This is a genomic window from Pseudomonas sp. RA_35y_Pfl2_P32, from assembly GCF_963970735.1.
Taxonomy (GTDB): domain Bacteria; phylum Pseudomonadota; class Gammaproteobacteria; order Pseudomonadales; family Pseudomonadaceae; genus Aquipseudomonas.
Genome location: NZ_CAXAQF010000008.1, coordinates 71,320 through 84,646, shown reverse-complemented (window position 1 = coordinate 84,646; position 13,327 = coordinate 71,320). Strand labels below are relative to the sequence as shown.

General features: G+C 61.8%; 12 protein-coding genes. 8 read left to right on the top strand and 4 right to left on the bottom strand.

The genetic code is table 11. The features are described from left to right. The first annotated feature begins 120 nt into the window (after positions 1-120). Positions 121-474: a YkgJ family cysteine cluster protein gene (locus AACY45_RS10000; protein ID WP_339545305.1), complete on the top strand. Its 354-nt coding sequence runs from the start codon at positions 121-123 to the stop codon at positions 472-474. Between the two features lie 30 nt (positions 475-504). Here AACY45_RS10000 and AACY45_RS09995 read toward each other — a convergent pair whose 3' ends face one another. Beyond that, the gene (locus tag AACY45_RS09995; RefSeq protein ID WP_003177284.1) at positions 505-993 is read right to left on the bottom strand and encodes an Lrp/AsnC ligand binding domain-containing protein; all 489 of its coding nucleotides are present in this window, start codon (positions 991-993) and stop codon (positions 505-507) included. Between the two features lie 156 nt (positions 994-1,149). On the opposite strand from AACY45_RS09995, the gene dadA reads away from it, so the two are divergent. The 6 genes from dadA (at position 1,150) to AACY45_RS09965 (ending at position 7,275) form a co-directional block, all read left to right on the top strand. Beyond that, positions 1,150-2,454 (top strand): D-amino acid dehydrogenase, encoded by a 1,305-nt coding sequence (gene dadA, locus AACY45_RS09990; RefSeq protein WP_095164851.1) that lies wholly within the window; start codon positions 1,150-1,152, stop codon positions 2,452-2,454. Further along, entirely contained in the window at positions 2,426-2,779 is a 354-nt protein-coding gene (locus AACY45_RS09985) for a RidA family protein (RefSeq protein WP_339545304.1), read from the top strand. Before dadA ends, AACY45_RS09985 begins: the two co-directional genes overlap by 29 nt. Positions 2,780-2,869: 90 nt before the next feature. Further along, on the top strand, positions 2,870-3,943 hold the full coding sequence (gene alr / locus AACY45_RS09980; protein WP_339545303.1) for an alanine racemase: 1,074 nt from the start codon (positions 2,870-2,872) through the stop codon (positions 3,941-3,943). Between the two features lie 128 nt (positions 3,944-4,071). Then, positions 4,072-4,620: a cupin domain-containing protein gene (locus AACY45_RS09975; protein WP_019694258.1), complete on the top strand. Its 549-nt coding sequence runs from the start codon at positions 4,072-4,074 to the stop codon at positions 4,618-4,620. Between the two features lie 182 nt (positions 4,621-4,802). Next, positions 4,803-5,216: a c-type cytochrome gene (locus AACY45_RS09970; RefSeq protein WP_339545420.1), complete on the top strand. Its 414-nt coding sequence runs from the start codon at positions 4,803-4,805 to the stop codon at positions 5,214-5,216. A 136-nt stretch (positions 5,217-5,352) separates the two neighbouring features. Then, positions 5,353-7,275 carry an acetyl-CoA hydrolase/transferase C-terminal domain-containing protein gene (locus tag AACY45_RS09965; protein WP_339545302.1) on the top strand — a complete coding sequence of 641 codons (1,923 nt, stop codon included), beginning with the start codon at positions 5,353-5,355 and terminating at the stop codon, positions 7,273-7,275. Positions 7,276-7,314: 39 nt separating this feature from the next. Here the strand turns inward: AACY45_RS09965 and AACY45_RS09960 are convergent, their stop codons facing one another. Next, entirely contained in the window at positions 7,315-7,887 is a 573-nt protein-coding gene (locus AACY45_RS09960; protein WP_339545301.1) for a xanthine phosphoribosyltransferase, read from the bottom strand. Positions 7,888-7,943: 56 nt separating this feature from the next. Further along, positions 7,944-9,953, bottom strand: coding sequence for a DNA helicase Rep (gene rep / locus AACY45_RS09955; protein ID WP_166589270.1), 2,010 nt, complete (start codon positions 9,951-9,953; stop codon positions 7,944-7,946). Positions 9,954-10,218: 265 nt separating this feature from the next. Here rep and AACY45_RS09950 point away from each other — a divergent pair, with 265 nt between their 5' ends. Further along, positions 10,219-11,892 (top strand): putative bifunctional diguanylate cyclase/phosphodiesterase, encoded by a 1,674-nt coding sequence (locus tag AACY45_RS09950; protein WP_339545300.1) that lies wholly within the window; start codon positions 10,219-10,221, stop codon positions 11,890-11,892. A 19-nt stretch (positions 11,893-11,911) separates the two neighbouring features. Here AACY45_RS09950 and AACY45_RS09945 read toward each other — a convergent pair whose 3' ends face one another. Beyond that, positions 11,912-13,309, bottom strand: coding sequence for a NorM family multidrug efflux MATE transporter (locus AACY45_RS09945; RefSeq protein WP_339545419.1), 1,398 nt, complete (start codon positions 13,307-13,309; stop codon positions 11,912-11,914). Between the last annotated feature and the right edge of the window lie 18 nt (positions 13,310-13,327).

Here is a 13,327-nt window from a genome sequence, read left to right as displayed (position 1 = left end):
AAATTTTACGGAGCATAAGCCGGACCTTTCAGCCTGGGCAACACTGGTCGGTTGTTGCTGTCTGGCGCAGGGCTTTTAGGGCAAAATCCGACCTTGTTCACCTTTGGGGTATTTGTTTCGATGAGCTGCAACCGCGAGACCATTCGTACCCTGCGCCAGCAGATTCCCACATTTGAGTGCGTGCCCGGCTGTCATGACTGCTGTGGTCCGGTCACCACCTCGCCGGAAGAAATGTCCCGCCTGCCGCGCAAGACCCGCGCCGAGCAAGATGCCGCCCTGGACGAACTGAACTGCGTGCACCTGGGCCCCAACGGCTGCACCGTGTATGACGAGCGGCCGCTGATCTGTCGCTTGTTCGGCACCACCAAGACCCTGCCATGCCCCAATGGCCGCGGCCCCGTGGAACTGATCCACCCGCGGGTCGAGACGCAAGTGTTCGAGTACATGGCGTCTAACCGGCAGGTTTTGGTATAGGGCACAGCGACCAAACACGCACCACGGGCCTCAATCCGGAATCGGCAGGCTCAAACTCTCCTTCACCTCTTCCATCACGATGTAGCTCTTGGACTCACGCACGTGGGGCAGTTTGAGCAAGATGTCGCCGAGCAACTTGCGGTACGAGGCCATCTCGGAAATCCGTGCCTTCACCAGGTAGTCGAAGTCCCCGGACACCAGGTGGCATTCCAGTACGTGAGGCAATTTCAGCACCGCGCGGCGAAACTCTTCGAAGGTGTCACCGGACTTGTAGTCCAGGCTGATCTCGACGAACACCAGCAGGCTGCCCTTGAGGTGTTGCGGGTTGAGCCGGGCGTTGTAGCCCATGATGATCCCTTCGCGCTCCAGGCGCCGTACCCGTTCGGTACAGGGCGTGGTCGACAGGCCGACCTTCTCCCCCAGCTCGGTAAACGAAATGCGCCCATCTGCCTGAAGGATGCGCAGGATGTTGCGGTCGATCTTGTCCAGCTCACGTTTGGTTTGTGTATTGGTCCGCATAGGGGATGCGCCTCCGTGAAAAGCCAAATTGCCGAGAATTGTCGCCAAATATAGGCACTTATATAGTGAAAAGCACTGGCAAATGTTTTTTACACTGCGCCCATCATTGCTTGTACACAACAACGTCAGCGGTTTGCCGCGATGAGGGATAAAAAAATGCGCGTTCTGGTCTTGGGTAGCGGCGTCATCGGTACCGCCAGTGCCTACTATCTGGCTCGGGCCGGCTTTGAAGTGACGGTCGTGGATCGTCAACCGGCCGCTGCCATGGAAACCAGTTTCGCCAACGCCGGCCAGGTATCGCCGGGCTATGCGTCGCCGTGGGCTGCCCCGGGTGTGCCGCTCAAGGCCATCAAGTGGCTGCTGCAGCGCCACGCGCCGCTGGCCATCAAGGCCACCGCCGATATCGACCAGTACCTGTGGATGGCGCAGATGCTGCGCAACTGCACCGCCAGCCGGTATGCGGTGAACAAGGAGCGCATGGTCCGCCTGTCCGAGTACAGCCGTGACTGCCTCGACGAATTGCGTGCCGAAACCGGCATCGCCTACGAAGGCCGCAGCCTGGGGACCACCCAGCTGTTCCGCACCCAGGCGCAACTCGATGGCGCGGCCAAGGACATCGCGGTACTCAAGGAGTCCGGCGTCCCGTTCGAGCTGCTCGACCGCGCCGGCATTGCCCGCGTCGAACCGGCCCTGGCCAGCGTCACTGACATCCTGGCCGGTGCCCTGCGCCTGCCGAACGACCAGACCGGCGACTGCCAGATCTTCACCACCCGCCTGGCGGAAATGGCGATCAAGCTGGGCGTTGAATTCCGTTTCGGCCAGGACATCCAGCGCCTGGACTTCGCCGGTGACCGGATCAACGGCGTGTGGATCGACGGCAAGCTGGAAACCGCCGACCGCTACGTGTTGGCACTCGGCAGCTATTCGCCGCAGTTGCTCAAGCCGCTGGGCATCAAGGCCCCGGTGTATCCGCTCAAGGGTTACTCGCTGACTGTGCCGATCACCAACCCGGCCATGGCCCCGACCTCGACCATTCTCGACGAGACCTACAAGGTCGCGATCACCCGTTTCGACAACCGCATCCGCGTCGGCGGCATGGCGGAGATTGCCGGTTTTGACCTGTCGCTGAACCCGCGTCGGCGTGAAACGCTGGAGATGATCGTCAACGACCTCTATCCTCAGGGCGGCGACCTGCAGCAAGCCAGTTTCTGGACCGGTCTGCGTCCGACCACGCCGGATGGCACGCCGATTGTCGGTGCCACCCCGTTCAAGAACCTGTTCCTGAACACCGGCCACGGCACGCTCGGTTGGACCATGGCCTGTGGCTCCGGTCGCCTGCTGGCTGATCTGATGGCCAAGAAAACACCGCAGATCAGCGCCGAAGGCCTCGATATTTCCCGTTATGGCAACACCCACCAGGAGTCTGCAAAACATGTCAATCCAGCGCCAGCTCACCAATGAGCGTTTGAGCCAGATCGTTGTCCATGGCGGTACGGTGTACCTGGCGGGGCAGGTCGGCGACGACATGAACGCCGGGATTGAACAGCAGACCCGCGAGACCCTGGCCAACATCGAGCGCTTGCTGGATCTGGCCGGTACCGACAAGACCCGGTTGCTGTCGGTGACGATCTACCTGAAAGACATCGATGCCGATTTCCAGGGCATGAACAGTGTCTGGGACAGCTGGCTGCCCAAGAACGTTGCGCCAGCGCGGGCGACGGTGGAAGCCAAGCTGTGCGAACCGGAAATTCTGGTGGAAGTGTCGGTCGTCGCCGCTCTGCCGTAAACGCTCCCTCTGCCGGTGCTGTTGGCGGTTCATACTGTCTTCAGCGCCGGTTTTTTCTTCCCCCCGCCCACCGCCTGGAAGCCTGCCGCCATGCGTCCTGCTCGTGCCCTGATTGATCTGCAAGCCCTGCGTCACAACTACCAACTGGCTCGTGAAGTCTCCGGGGCGCGTGCCCTCGCGGTGATCAAGGCCGATGCCTATGGCCATGGCGCAGTGCGCTGTGCCCAGGCGTTGGAAGCGGATGCCGATGGGTTTGCCGTGGCCTGTATCGAAGAAGCCCTGGAGCTGCGCGCTGCAGGCATTCGTGCGCCGGTGCTGCTGCTCGAAGGCTTTTTCGAAGCCGATGAGCTGTCGCTGATCGTCGAGCAGGACTTGTGGTGTGTGGTGCATTCGCTGTGGCAGCTTGAAGCGATCGAGCAGGCGACGCTGCGCAAGCCGATCACGATCTGGCTCAAGCTGGACTCGGGCATGCACCGGGTCGGCCTGCACCCGGCGGATTATCAGGCGGCGTATCAACGGCTGCTGGCCAGCGGCAAGGTCGCGAAGATCGTGCTGATGAGCCACTTCGCCCGCGCCGATGAGCTCAATAGCAGCAGCGCAAGCGAGCAAGTCGCGGTATTTGAAGCGGCGCGCCAGGGCTTGTCGGCGCAGGTCAGCCTGCGTAATTCCCCGGCCGTACTGGGTTGGCCGCAGGTGCCCAGTGACTGGGTGCGCCCTGGCATCATGCTGTACGGCGCCACTCCGTTCGAGGAAGCCAATGCTGTGGCCGCGCGATTGCAGCCGGTGATGACCCTGGAGTCGAAAGTCATCAGCGTGCGCGAATTGCCGGCCGGCGAACCCGTGGGTTATGGCGCTCGTTTCATCACGCCCAAACCCATGCGCCTTGGCGTGGTCGCCATGGGCTATGCCGACGGCTATCCGCGGCAGGCGCCGACCGGAACGCCGGTGTGGGTAGCGGGGCAGCGCAGTCAGTTGGTGGGGCGAGTGTCGATGGACATGCTGTGCATCGATTTGACCGATGTGCCCCAGGCTGGCCTGGGCTCGACGGTCGAGTTGTGGGGCAAGAACATCCTCGCCAGCGATATCGCGATGGCTGCCGGCACCATTCCTTACCAGATCTTCTGCAATCTGCGTCGAGTGCCACGGCTCTATTGCGAGGCCTGACGGGCCGCGGGGTGCAGCCACCGGCGTTCTGCCGAACAGGACCTGGGCTCAAGTGTTGTAAATACTGAACGCTGTCGCCATGATAACGCTCAATATCGACATAACCTGAATCCTGGGAGGCAAATGCATTGGACGTCGGTGAACGACTGCAATCGATCCGTAAACTCAAAGGTCTTTCCCAGCGTGAGCTCGCCAAACGCGCGGGTGTGACCAACAGCACCATTTCCATGATCGAGAAAAACAGTGTCAGCCCTTCCATCAGTTCGCTGAGGAAGGTGCTTGGCGGCATCCCCATGTCCATGGTCGAGTTCTTTTCCGAAGAGATCCTTCAGGAAAAACCGACGCAGATCGTCTATAAAGCCAACGAGCTGATCGATATCTCCGATGGTGCGGTGACCATGAAACTGGTGGGCAAGGCCCATCCGAGCCGCGCTATCGCCTTCCTCAACGAGATCTATCCTCCGGGTGCCGATACCGGTGAAGAGATGCTCACCCACGAGGGGGAGGAAACCGGAATTCTGCTCGAAGGGCGCCTGGAATTGGTGGTCGGGCTTGAGACGTTCGTGCTCGAAGCCGGGGACAGCTACTATTTTGAAAGCACCAAGCCCCATCGTTTCCGCAATCCATTTGATGCACCAGCGCGACTAATCAGCGCAGCCACACCGGCCAATTTCTAAGAAAAGAGGCGTCCACCAAGGTTTTGCGAGGCGCCCGAGCAGTATTTCGCCATGACTCAATACCCCTAGGACTTTAGGGTTGTTTCAGTGTGGCGGGCTAACCGTTATACTTGCGCCCGCCTGCGAAACCGTGGCCGTGGGCGTGACTAGCCACCATTGAGGGTGTACGCGTGAACCTAATTATGAAAATGCTGGCCGCACCAGCAACCGTATTGGCCCTTTGGGCAGTCAGCGCTCAAGCTGCGACCAACGACGATATTGCAAAACGCCTTGAACCAGTCGGCCAGGTCTGTGTGCAAGGGCAGGAGTGCAAGGGGATGGAAGTCGCTGCTTCGGCAGGCGGCGGCGGGGCGAAAACCCCTGACGAGATTATTGCCAAACATTGCAACGCTTGCCACGGCAGTGGCCTGCTGGGTGCACCGAAAATCGGTGATACCGCAGCCTGGAAAGAGCGTGCCGATCACCAGGGCGGCCTTGACGGCATCCTGGCCAAGGCCATTACCGGGGTCAACGCAATGCCACCTAAAGGCACCTGCGCAGATTGCTCGGATGATGACCTCAAAGGCGCCATCCAGAAGATGTCCGGCCTGAAATAAGCCCTCGTCTTCAGCAAAAAAAGCCGCTTGCGAGCGGCTTTTTTGTGCCTGGGGTTTGACCTCAAGACTGGTCATGGCACGCAAGACCCGGCAAGCTCGGGTCAGCGTCATTCATGGATAGGTCGGGAGGGGTCTGATGGTGCAGTCCGTTTCAATCGAGCAGGCGGTCGATGAAGTACTGGCGCGGTTACCCGCACACATCCACCTGGGCATGCCGTTGGGATTAGGCAAACCCAACCGCTTCGTCAACGCGCTCTATCAACGCATCGCCCAACTGCCCGAGCGCCAGCTGACGGTCTACACCGCCTTGAGCCTGGGCCGTCCCCCCCTGGGCGACGGCCTGCAGCGGCGGTTCCTGGAGCCTTTCATCGAGCGCGTGTTTGGCGACTACCCGGAGCTGGACTACCTCGCCGACCTGCGTAAAGACCAACTGCCGGCGAACATCCACATCCAGCAGTTCTTCCTACAGCCTGGCAGCTTGCTGCACAGCACCTCGGCACAGCAGGACTACGTCAGCAGCAATTACAGCCACGCTGCCCGGGACATCAACGCCGCCGGCTTGAACCTGGTGGCGCAGTTGGTGGCCCAGGATCCAGGGCACCCTGACTGCCTGAGCCTGAGTTGCAACCCCGATATCACCCTCGACCTGCTGCCCATGATCGCCAAGCGCAGGGCAGCAGGTGAAACCATCCTGATGCTCGGCCAGGTGCACAGCGACCTGCCGTACATGCCTGGCGATTCAGAAGTCGCCCGCGAGACGTTCGACTGGCTGATCGACGAGGAGGAGCGCAGTACCCTGTTTTCCACCCCCAACATGCCGGTGGGTTTCCAGGATCATTTCATCGGCCTGCACGCCAGCACCCTGGTGCGCGACGGCGGCACCCTGCAGATCGGCATCGGCTCCATGGGTGATGCGCTGACCGCCGCCTTGCTCGCGCGGCAAGCGGACAACGAGCAATACCGCACGCTGCTCACCGATGTCGACGCGCACTACTGGGCGCCCCTGATCAGTCGCGAAGGTGGCGTCGAGCCTTTTGCCACAGGGTTGTACGGTTGCAGCGAGATGTTCGTCAACGGCCTGTTGGCGTTGTCCGACGCCGGCATCGTGCGACGCAAGGTTTACCCCAGCATTGCCCTGCAACAGCAGGCCAATGCCGGCACCCTGGATGAGACGGTGGCGCAGGGCGGCGTGTCGATCCACGGCGGATTTTTCCTCGGCCCGCGCAGTTTCTATGAGCGCCTGCGCGACCTGCCCCAGGACCTGCTCGGCGAATTCAACATGACCGCCATCAGCTACATCAACGAGCTGTATGGCCAGGAGGAACTCAAGCGCCTGCAACGCCGGGATGCGCGCTTCATCAACAGTGCCTTCACCGTGACCTTGATGGGGGCGGGGGTGGCAGACCAACTGGAAGACGGGCGGGTGCTGAGTGGGGTCGGCGGGCAATACAACTTTGTCGTCCAGGGCCATGCCCTGCAGGGCGCGCGCTCGATCCTGATGCTGCGCAGTTGCCGTGAGTCGGGCGGCGACATCAGTTCCAACATCGTCTGGCAGTACGGCCATTGCACGATCCCGCGCCACCTGCGCGACATCGTGATCACCGAGTACGGGATTGCCGACCTGCGCGGTCAGACCGATGCCAAGGTCATTGAATTGCTGCTGAACATCAGCGACTCACGCTTCCAGCCGGGTTTGATCGAGCAGGCGCAGAAAGCCGGCAAGCTGGCGAAGGATTTCCGCCTTGAGGCGCGCTTTACCGACAACACCCCACAACGCTTGCAGGCCATCGCCGCGCGGCACTCACAGTTGTTTCCGGAGTATCCGTTGGGCAGTGACTTTTCCAGCGAGGAGCGGGACCTGTTGCGGGCGCTGAACTGGCTCAAGAGCAAATTCAAGCTGACCGAGATCCTGCAGTTGGGCAAGGCCGCGCTGGATGCGCCGCAGCCGTCAGAGTACCCGCAGCACTTGGCGCGCATGCAGCTGACGAAGCCTGAGGGCTTGAAGGAGGACTTGTATCAGCGGTTGCTGCTGGCCGGCTTGAAGGCCACGGCGCAGTAGCAGCCCCCACCAGACACCGGTGGGAGCGAGCCGGGGGCATTACTCGATAAAGGTCACTACGCCGCCTGCCAGGGACTTGACCCGGGCCAGGGATTCTACGCGGTAGCCCTGGGAATCCAGCTCGGCGCGGCCGCCCTGGAACGACTTCTCGATCACAATGCCCAGGCCGGCCACAGTGGCGCCCGCCTGCTTGATGATCGAAATCAGGGCCTGGGACGCCTTGCCGTTGGCCAGGAAGTCGTCGATGACCAGCACGCGGTCGCTGCTGGTCAGGTGGCGCGGGGAGATGGCCACGGTGCTTTCGGTCTGCTTGGTAAACGAGTACACGGTCGCCGACAGCAGGTTTTCAGTCAGGGTCAGGGACTGGTGCTTGCGGGCGAAGATCACCGGAACGCCCAGGTTCAGGCCGGTCATGATGGCCGGGGCAATGCCCGAGGCTTCGATGGTGACGATCTTGGTGATCCCCGAGTCCTTGAACAGCGCGGCGAATTCGTCGCCGATCAGCTTCATCAGTGCCGGGTCGATCTGATGGTTCAGAAAGGCGTCGACTTTCAGGACCTGGTCGGAAAGCACTATGCCTTCTTCGCGAATTTTCTTGTGCAGTGCTTCCACAACAGCTTCCTCTGTTGGCGCGACGGCGCCGAAAGTAGATTAAAAAGTAGTCGATTCTAGCGCTTTAACATCGCGCGTATATCGGCCAATGCGGTATTACCGCGCACGGCTTTGACTTCGGTCGGGGTGTCGTCGTTACCTTCCCAGGCCAGGTCGTCCGGCGGCAGCTCATCGAGGAACCGGCTCGGGGAGCAGTCGATGATCTCGCCGTACTGCTTGCGCTTGGCAGCAAAGGTGAAGGCCAGGGTCTGGCGTGCGCGGGTAATCCCGACATAGGCCAGGCGCCGTTCTTCTTCGATGGTATCGGCTTCGATGCTGGAGCGGTGGGGGAGGATTTCCTCCTCCATGCCCATGATGAACACGTAGGGGAACTCGAGGCCCTTGGAGGCGTGCAAGGTCATCATCTGCACGCCTTCGGCGCCGTCTTCCTCTTCCTGCTGGCGTTCGAGCATGTCGCGCAGGACCAGCTTGCCGATGGCATCCTCCACGGTCATGTCGCCTTCTTCGTCCTTCTCCAAGGTGTTTTTCAACGCCTCGATCAGGAACCAGACGTTGCCCATGCGGTAGTCGGCGGCCTTGTCGCTGGAGCTGTTGGTGCGCAGCCAGTTCTCGTAGTCGATGTCCATGACCATGCTGCGCAGGGCCGAGATCGGATCTTCGCCGGCGCACTGCTCGCGGACCTTGTCCATGAAGCGCTTGAAGCGCGCCAGGCGGTCGGTGAAACGGTTGTCCAGGTGCTCGCCCAGGCCGATCTCGTCGGTGGCGGCGTACATCGAGATCTTGCGTTCGGTGGCGTAGTTGCCGAGTTTTTCCAGGGTGGTCGAGCCGATTTCCCGGCGCGGGACGTTGATCACGCGCAGGAAGGCGTTGTCGTCGTCCGGGTTCACGATCAGGCGGAAGTAGGCCATCAGGTCTTTCACTTCCTGGCGTCCGAAAAAGCTGTTGCCGCCGGACAGGCGATACGGCACCTGGTGGTGCTGCAACTTCAGCTCGATCAGCTTGGCCTGGTAGTTACCGCGGTAGAGGATCGCGAAATCGCTGTACGGGCGGTCGGTGCGCAGGTGCAGGCTGAGGATTTCCACGGCCACGCGCTCGGCTTCGGCGTCTTCGTTGCGGCAGCGGATCACGCGGATCTCGTCACCGTGGCCCATCTCGCTCCACAGTTGTTTTTCAAACTCGTGGGGGTTGTTGGAGATCAGCACGTTGGCGCAGCGCAGGATGCGGCTGGTGGAGCGGTAGTTCTGCTCCAGCATCACCACTTTCAAGGACGGATAGTCGTCCTTGAGCAGCATCAGGTTTTCCGGGCGGGCGCCGCGCCAGGCGTAGATCGACTGGTCATCGTCGCCCACCACGGTGAACTGGTTGCGTTTGCCGATCAGCAACTTCACCAGCAGATATTGGCTGGCGTTGGTGTCCTGGTACTCGTCCACCAGCAGGTAGCGGACTTTGTTCTGCCACTTTTCGAGGATGTCGGCGTGTTCCTGGAACAGCTTGACCGGCAACAGGATCAGGTCGTCGAAGTCCACCGCGTTGAACGCCTTGAGCGTGCGCTGGTAGTGGGTGTAGACGATGGCTGCGGTCTGCTCTTTCGGATTGCGCGCATTCTCCAGCGCCTCGGGCGGCAGGATCAGGTCGTTCTTCCAGGCGCCGATCATGTTCTTGATCTCGTCGACGCCGTCGTCGCCCGAGTACTCTTTCTGCATGATGTCGGTCATCAGGGACTTGACGTCGGTTTCGTCGAAGATCGAGAAACCGGGCTTGTAGCCCAGGCGCACATGCTCCTTGCGGATAATGTTCAGCCCCAGGTTGTGGAAGGTGCACACCGTCAGGCCGCGCCCTTCACCGCCCTTGAGTAGGGTGCCGACGCGCTCCTTCATCTCGCGCGCCGCCTTGTTGGTAAAGGTCATGGCGACGATGTACTGGGCGCGAATGCCGCAGTTCTGGATCAGATGCGCAATCTTGCGGGTGATCACGCTGGTCTTGCCGGAGCCAGCGCCGGCGAGCACCAAAAGAGGGCCGCCGACGTAGCTCACGGCTTCTTGCTGCCGGGGATTGAGTCGGGACATGACGGAAAAAGGAGTCGTTTGCGAAAAGGGCGGGCATTTTAACAGGATGCACGGATTCTGCCGCCTCTCTCCGACTTGTGACGTAGCACTCGATCTGTATTTGCCGGTTTTGTTACTTTCAAGCAGGATGCATGCAGAATTTGCGTCTAATGTTCGACCTCAGGAATGGCACAACGCTATGATTGATAATCAATGGCATTTGGCATTGGTCATCTGCGCGTCATAATGCCGCCGCCAACATCCTTGCAGAGTCTAGGGAGCTAGCTTGTCTACGCCTGTCGAACCCTTGCGCTTGCTGTTGCTGGCCGAAGAGCCAGTGTGGGCAGCGTTGTTGCGCGAGTGTCTGGCTCCGATGGGGAGCTCGGCTGTGCTGATCAGCGCACCGACCTGGGAGTCGGTGAGCAGTCTATTTACCGACAACCGCACTGCGGTCCTGCTGACCATTCCTGCCCTGCAACCGGAACCGGGGCGGTGCAGCCTGCCGACGGTGTTGCTGCTCGAACATGAGCCCCTCAACCCACCGGACGGTGTCAGCGACTGGCTGGTGCGCGATGCGCTGGATGCCGGCATCCTGCGGCGCTGCCTGCGGCATGTGCGCGAACGAGGGGTGCTGGAAAACACCTTGCAACGTCTTGCCGAACAGGACCCCTTGACCGGCATCGCCAATCGCCAGGGCTTCCAGACCCTGCTGGCCACGCGCCTGGCGGAAAATGACGGCCGAGGCCTGGCGCTGGGGCACCTGGACCTCGATAACTTTCGCTATGCCAACGACGCCCTTGGCCACCAGGCCGGCGACCGGTTGATCCTGCAGGTGGTCGCACGGCTCAAAAGCCAGCTTGAGGCCGGTGATCAACTGGCGCGGCTGGGCAGTGACGAATTTGCCTTGCTCATCGACACCCGTCGCGCACCGCAACGCGCCGAGTGGATGGCCGAGCGCATCACCGAAGCCTTGTCCGAACCTTATTGGATCGACAGCGAAAGCCTGTTGATCGGTGCCAGTCTGGGGATTGCCCACGCGCGTGCCCAGGCCGGGGCGGACCCGCTGATGTGGCATGCCCATATCGCCATGCAGCAGGCCAAGAGCACCCAGGGCTGCACCTTCCATATCTTCAACGAACGGATCAACCGCAACGCCCGCAGCATGGCAGACCTGGAAAGCGAGTTGCGCCGTGCCTTGCGCCGCGACGAGCTGGAGCTGCATTACCAGCCACGGCTGAACCTGGAGGACGGGCAAATTGTTGGCCTCGAAGCCCTGGTGCGCTGGCGGCATGCCGAGCGTGGCTTGTTGCCGCCCAGTGAGTTCGTGCCGCTGGCCGAACAGAGCGGGCTGATCGTGCCGCTTGGCTACTGGGTGATTTCCCGCGCCCTGCGGGACATGCAGGCGTTGCGTGAGCGTGGCCTGCCGCCATTGCACATGGCGGTCAACCTGTCGTTCCGCCAGTTCCAGGACAGCCAGTTGCTCTCGACCTTGAGCCGCCTGATAGCCGAGCGGGGAGTCGATGCGCAGTGGCTGGAGTTCGAACTCACCGAGACGGCGGTGATGCGGCGCAGTGATCTGGTCCAGCAGACCATGGATGCCCTGGGTCGACTCGGCGTGCGGTTTTCCCTGGACGACTTTGGCACTGGGTTTTCCTCGTTCGTGCACCTCAACAGCCTGCCGATCGCCTTGTTGAAAATCGACAAGAGTTTTGTCGGTGGCATGGAAGGTCGTGAGGAGAATCGCAAGCTGGTCCACGCGATGATCAACCTGGCCCACAACCTCCATCTGGAAGTCGTCGCCGAGGGCGTCGAAACCCCGGAGCAGCTAGAGCTGTTGCGCGGTTTCGGGTGCGACCAGGTGCAGGGCTACCTGATCAGCAAGCCGTTGCCGTTGGCCGAACTGGTGGAGTACCTGACCTTCGGTTCCAGCCAGCAGCCGGCACTGGAAATCGTCAACTGAGCACGCTCCCACGGGCTGATCAGTCCGGCTGAGGCACCTGGAAATCAGCTTGCGGCGCCGACTCTTGGCGGATCATCCGCTTGATCTTCCACTCGAACCCCAGCGTCAGGCTCACTGCTGCGCAGGCCAGCCCCAGGGCCAGGCCCCACCAGACGCCGGTCGGCCCCCAGTGCAGGTGGAACGCCATCCACCAGGCGGCCGGCGCGCCGATCAGCCAATAGCAACCCAGGCCCACCAGGAAGGTGGTCTTGGCGTCCTTCAGGCCACGTATGCAGCCCATGGCGATGGTCTGCACGCCGTCGAACAGCTCGAACCACGCGGCCACGGCCAGCAGGCTGACGGCCAGTTGAATGACGTCGGCAAACTGCGGGTCGTTGTGGTCCAGGAACAAGCCAACCAGTTGATTGGGCAGCAGCCAGAACACCATGGCGAAACCCAGCATTGCCACCGCGCCAAAGCCGATCCCGACCCGTCCGGCCAGGCGCGCGTCGAGCAGTTGCCCGGCACCGTAGTGCTGACCGATGCGCATGGTGATGGCATAGGACAGCCCCGCCGGCACCATGAACGCCACCGAGACAATCTGCAGGGCAATCTGATGGGCTCCCAGTTGCGTGCTGCCCATGGTGCCCATGCACAGGGCCGCAAAGGCGAACAGTCCGACCTCTACCGCATACGTACCGCCAATCGGCAGGCCCAGGCGCCACAGCTCCCGCAGGTACTGGCGATTGGGCCGGGACAGGCCTGCGCGTAACGGGTACGCCTCGTATGCGGGATGCCGGCGAATGTGCCAGGCCAGGCCCAGCGCCATGCAGTTGGCTACGATTGCGGTGACCAGGCCGATACCCACCAGGCCCATTTTCGGCAGGCCGAACATGCCGGTGATCAGCGCGTAGTTGAGCAGGAAGTTGGCCAGGGTGCCGATGACGCTGATAACCATCACCGGCGTGGCCCGGCCGATGGCGCTGGTGAAGCCGCGCAACGCCATGAAGCTCAGGTAGCCAGGCAGGGCAAACGGCAGGATCAGCAGGAACTGGCCGGCCATCTCGACGTTGCTGGCGGTCTGGCCGAATAGCAGCAAGACCGGTTTGAGATTCCACAGCAGCAGCCCCGCTGCTAATGCCATCAGCCACGCCAACCACAACCCGGCCTGGGTCAGGCGTGCCGCTCCGGGAATGTCCCCCGCGCCCTGGCGGATCGACACCAGGGTGCCGACCGCGGCGATCACGCCGATGCAGAAAATCGACACGAACGAGTAGGTCGCCGCCCCCAGGCCCCCACCGGCCAGCGCCTCGGGGCTGATTTTGGCCATCATCAAGGTGTCGGTGAGCACCATCAGCATGTGCGCCAACTGCGAGGCGATCAGCGGCCCGGCCAGCCGTAGGATGGCCCGCAGTTCGGTACGTGCTGGATGCTGCATGGTCATCACGCGGGTGTC

Excerpts from the sequence above, each read along its gene's own strand:
- AACY45_RS09945 (WP_339545419.1), bottom strand. The coding sequence starts at position 13,309 with ATGCAGCATCCAGCACGTACCGAACTGCGGGCCATCCTACGGCTGGCC.
- dadA (WP_095164851.1), top strand. The coding sequence starts at position 1,150 with ATGCGCGTTCTGGTCTTGGGTAGCGGCGTCATCGGTACCGCCAGTGCC.
- alr (WP_339545303.1), top strand. The coding sequence starts at position 2,870 with ATGCGTCCTGCTCGTGCCCTGATTGATCTGCAAGCCCTGCGTCACAAC.
- rep (WP_166589270.1), bottom strand. The coding sequence starts at position 9,953 with ATGTCCCGACTCAATCCCCGGCAGCAAGAAGCCGTGAGCTACGTCGGC.
- AACY45_RS09970 (WP_339545420.1), top strand. The coding sequence starts at position 4,803 with ATGAAAATGCTGGCCGCACCAGCAACCGTATTGGCCCTTTGGGCAGTC.
- AACY45_RS09985 (WP_339545304.1), top strand. The coding sequence starts at position 2,426 with ATGTCAATCCAGCGCCAGCTCACCAATGAGCGTTTGAGCCAGATCGTT.
- AACY45_RS10000 (WP_339545305.1), top strand. The coding sequence starts at position 121 with ATGAGCTGCAACCGCGAGACCATTCGTACCCTGCGCCAGCAGATTCCC.
- AACY45_RS09995 (WP_003177284.1), bottom strand. The coding sequence starts at position 993 with ATGCGGACCAATACACAAACCAAACGTGAGCTGGACAAGATCGACCGC.
- AACY45_RS09965 (WP_339545302.1), top strand. The coding sequence starts at position 5,353 with ATGGTGCAGTCCGTTTCAATCGAGCAGGCGGTCGATGAAGTACTGGCG.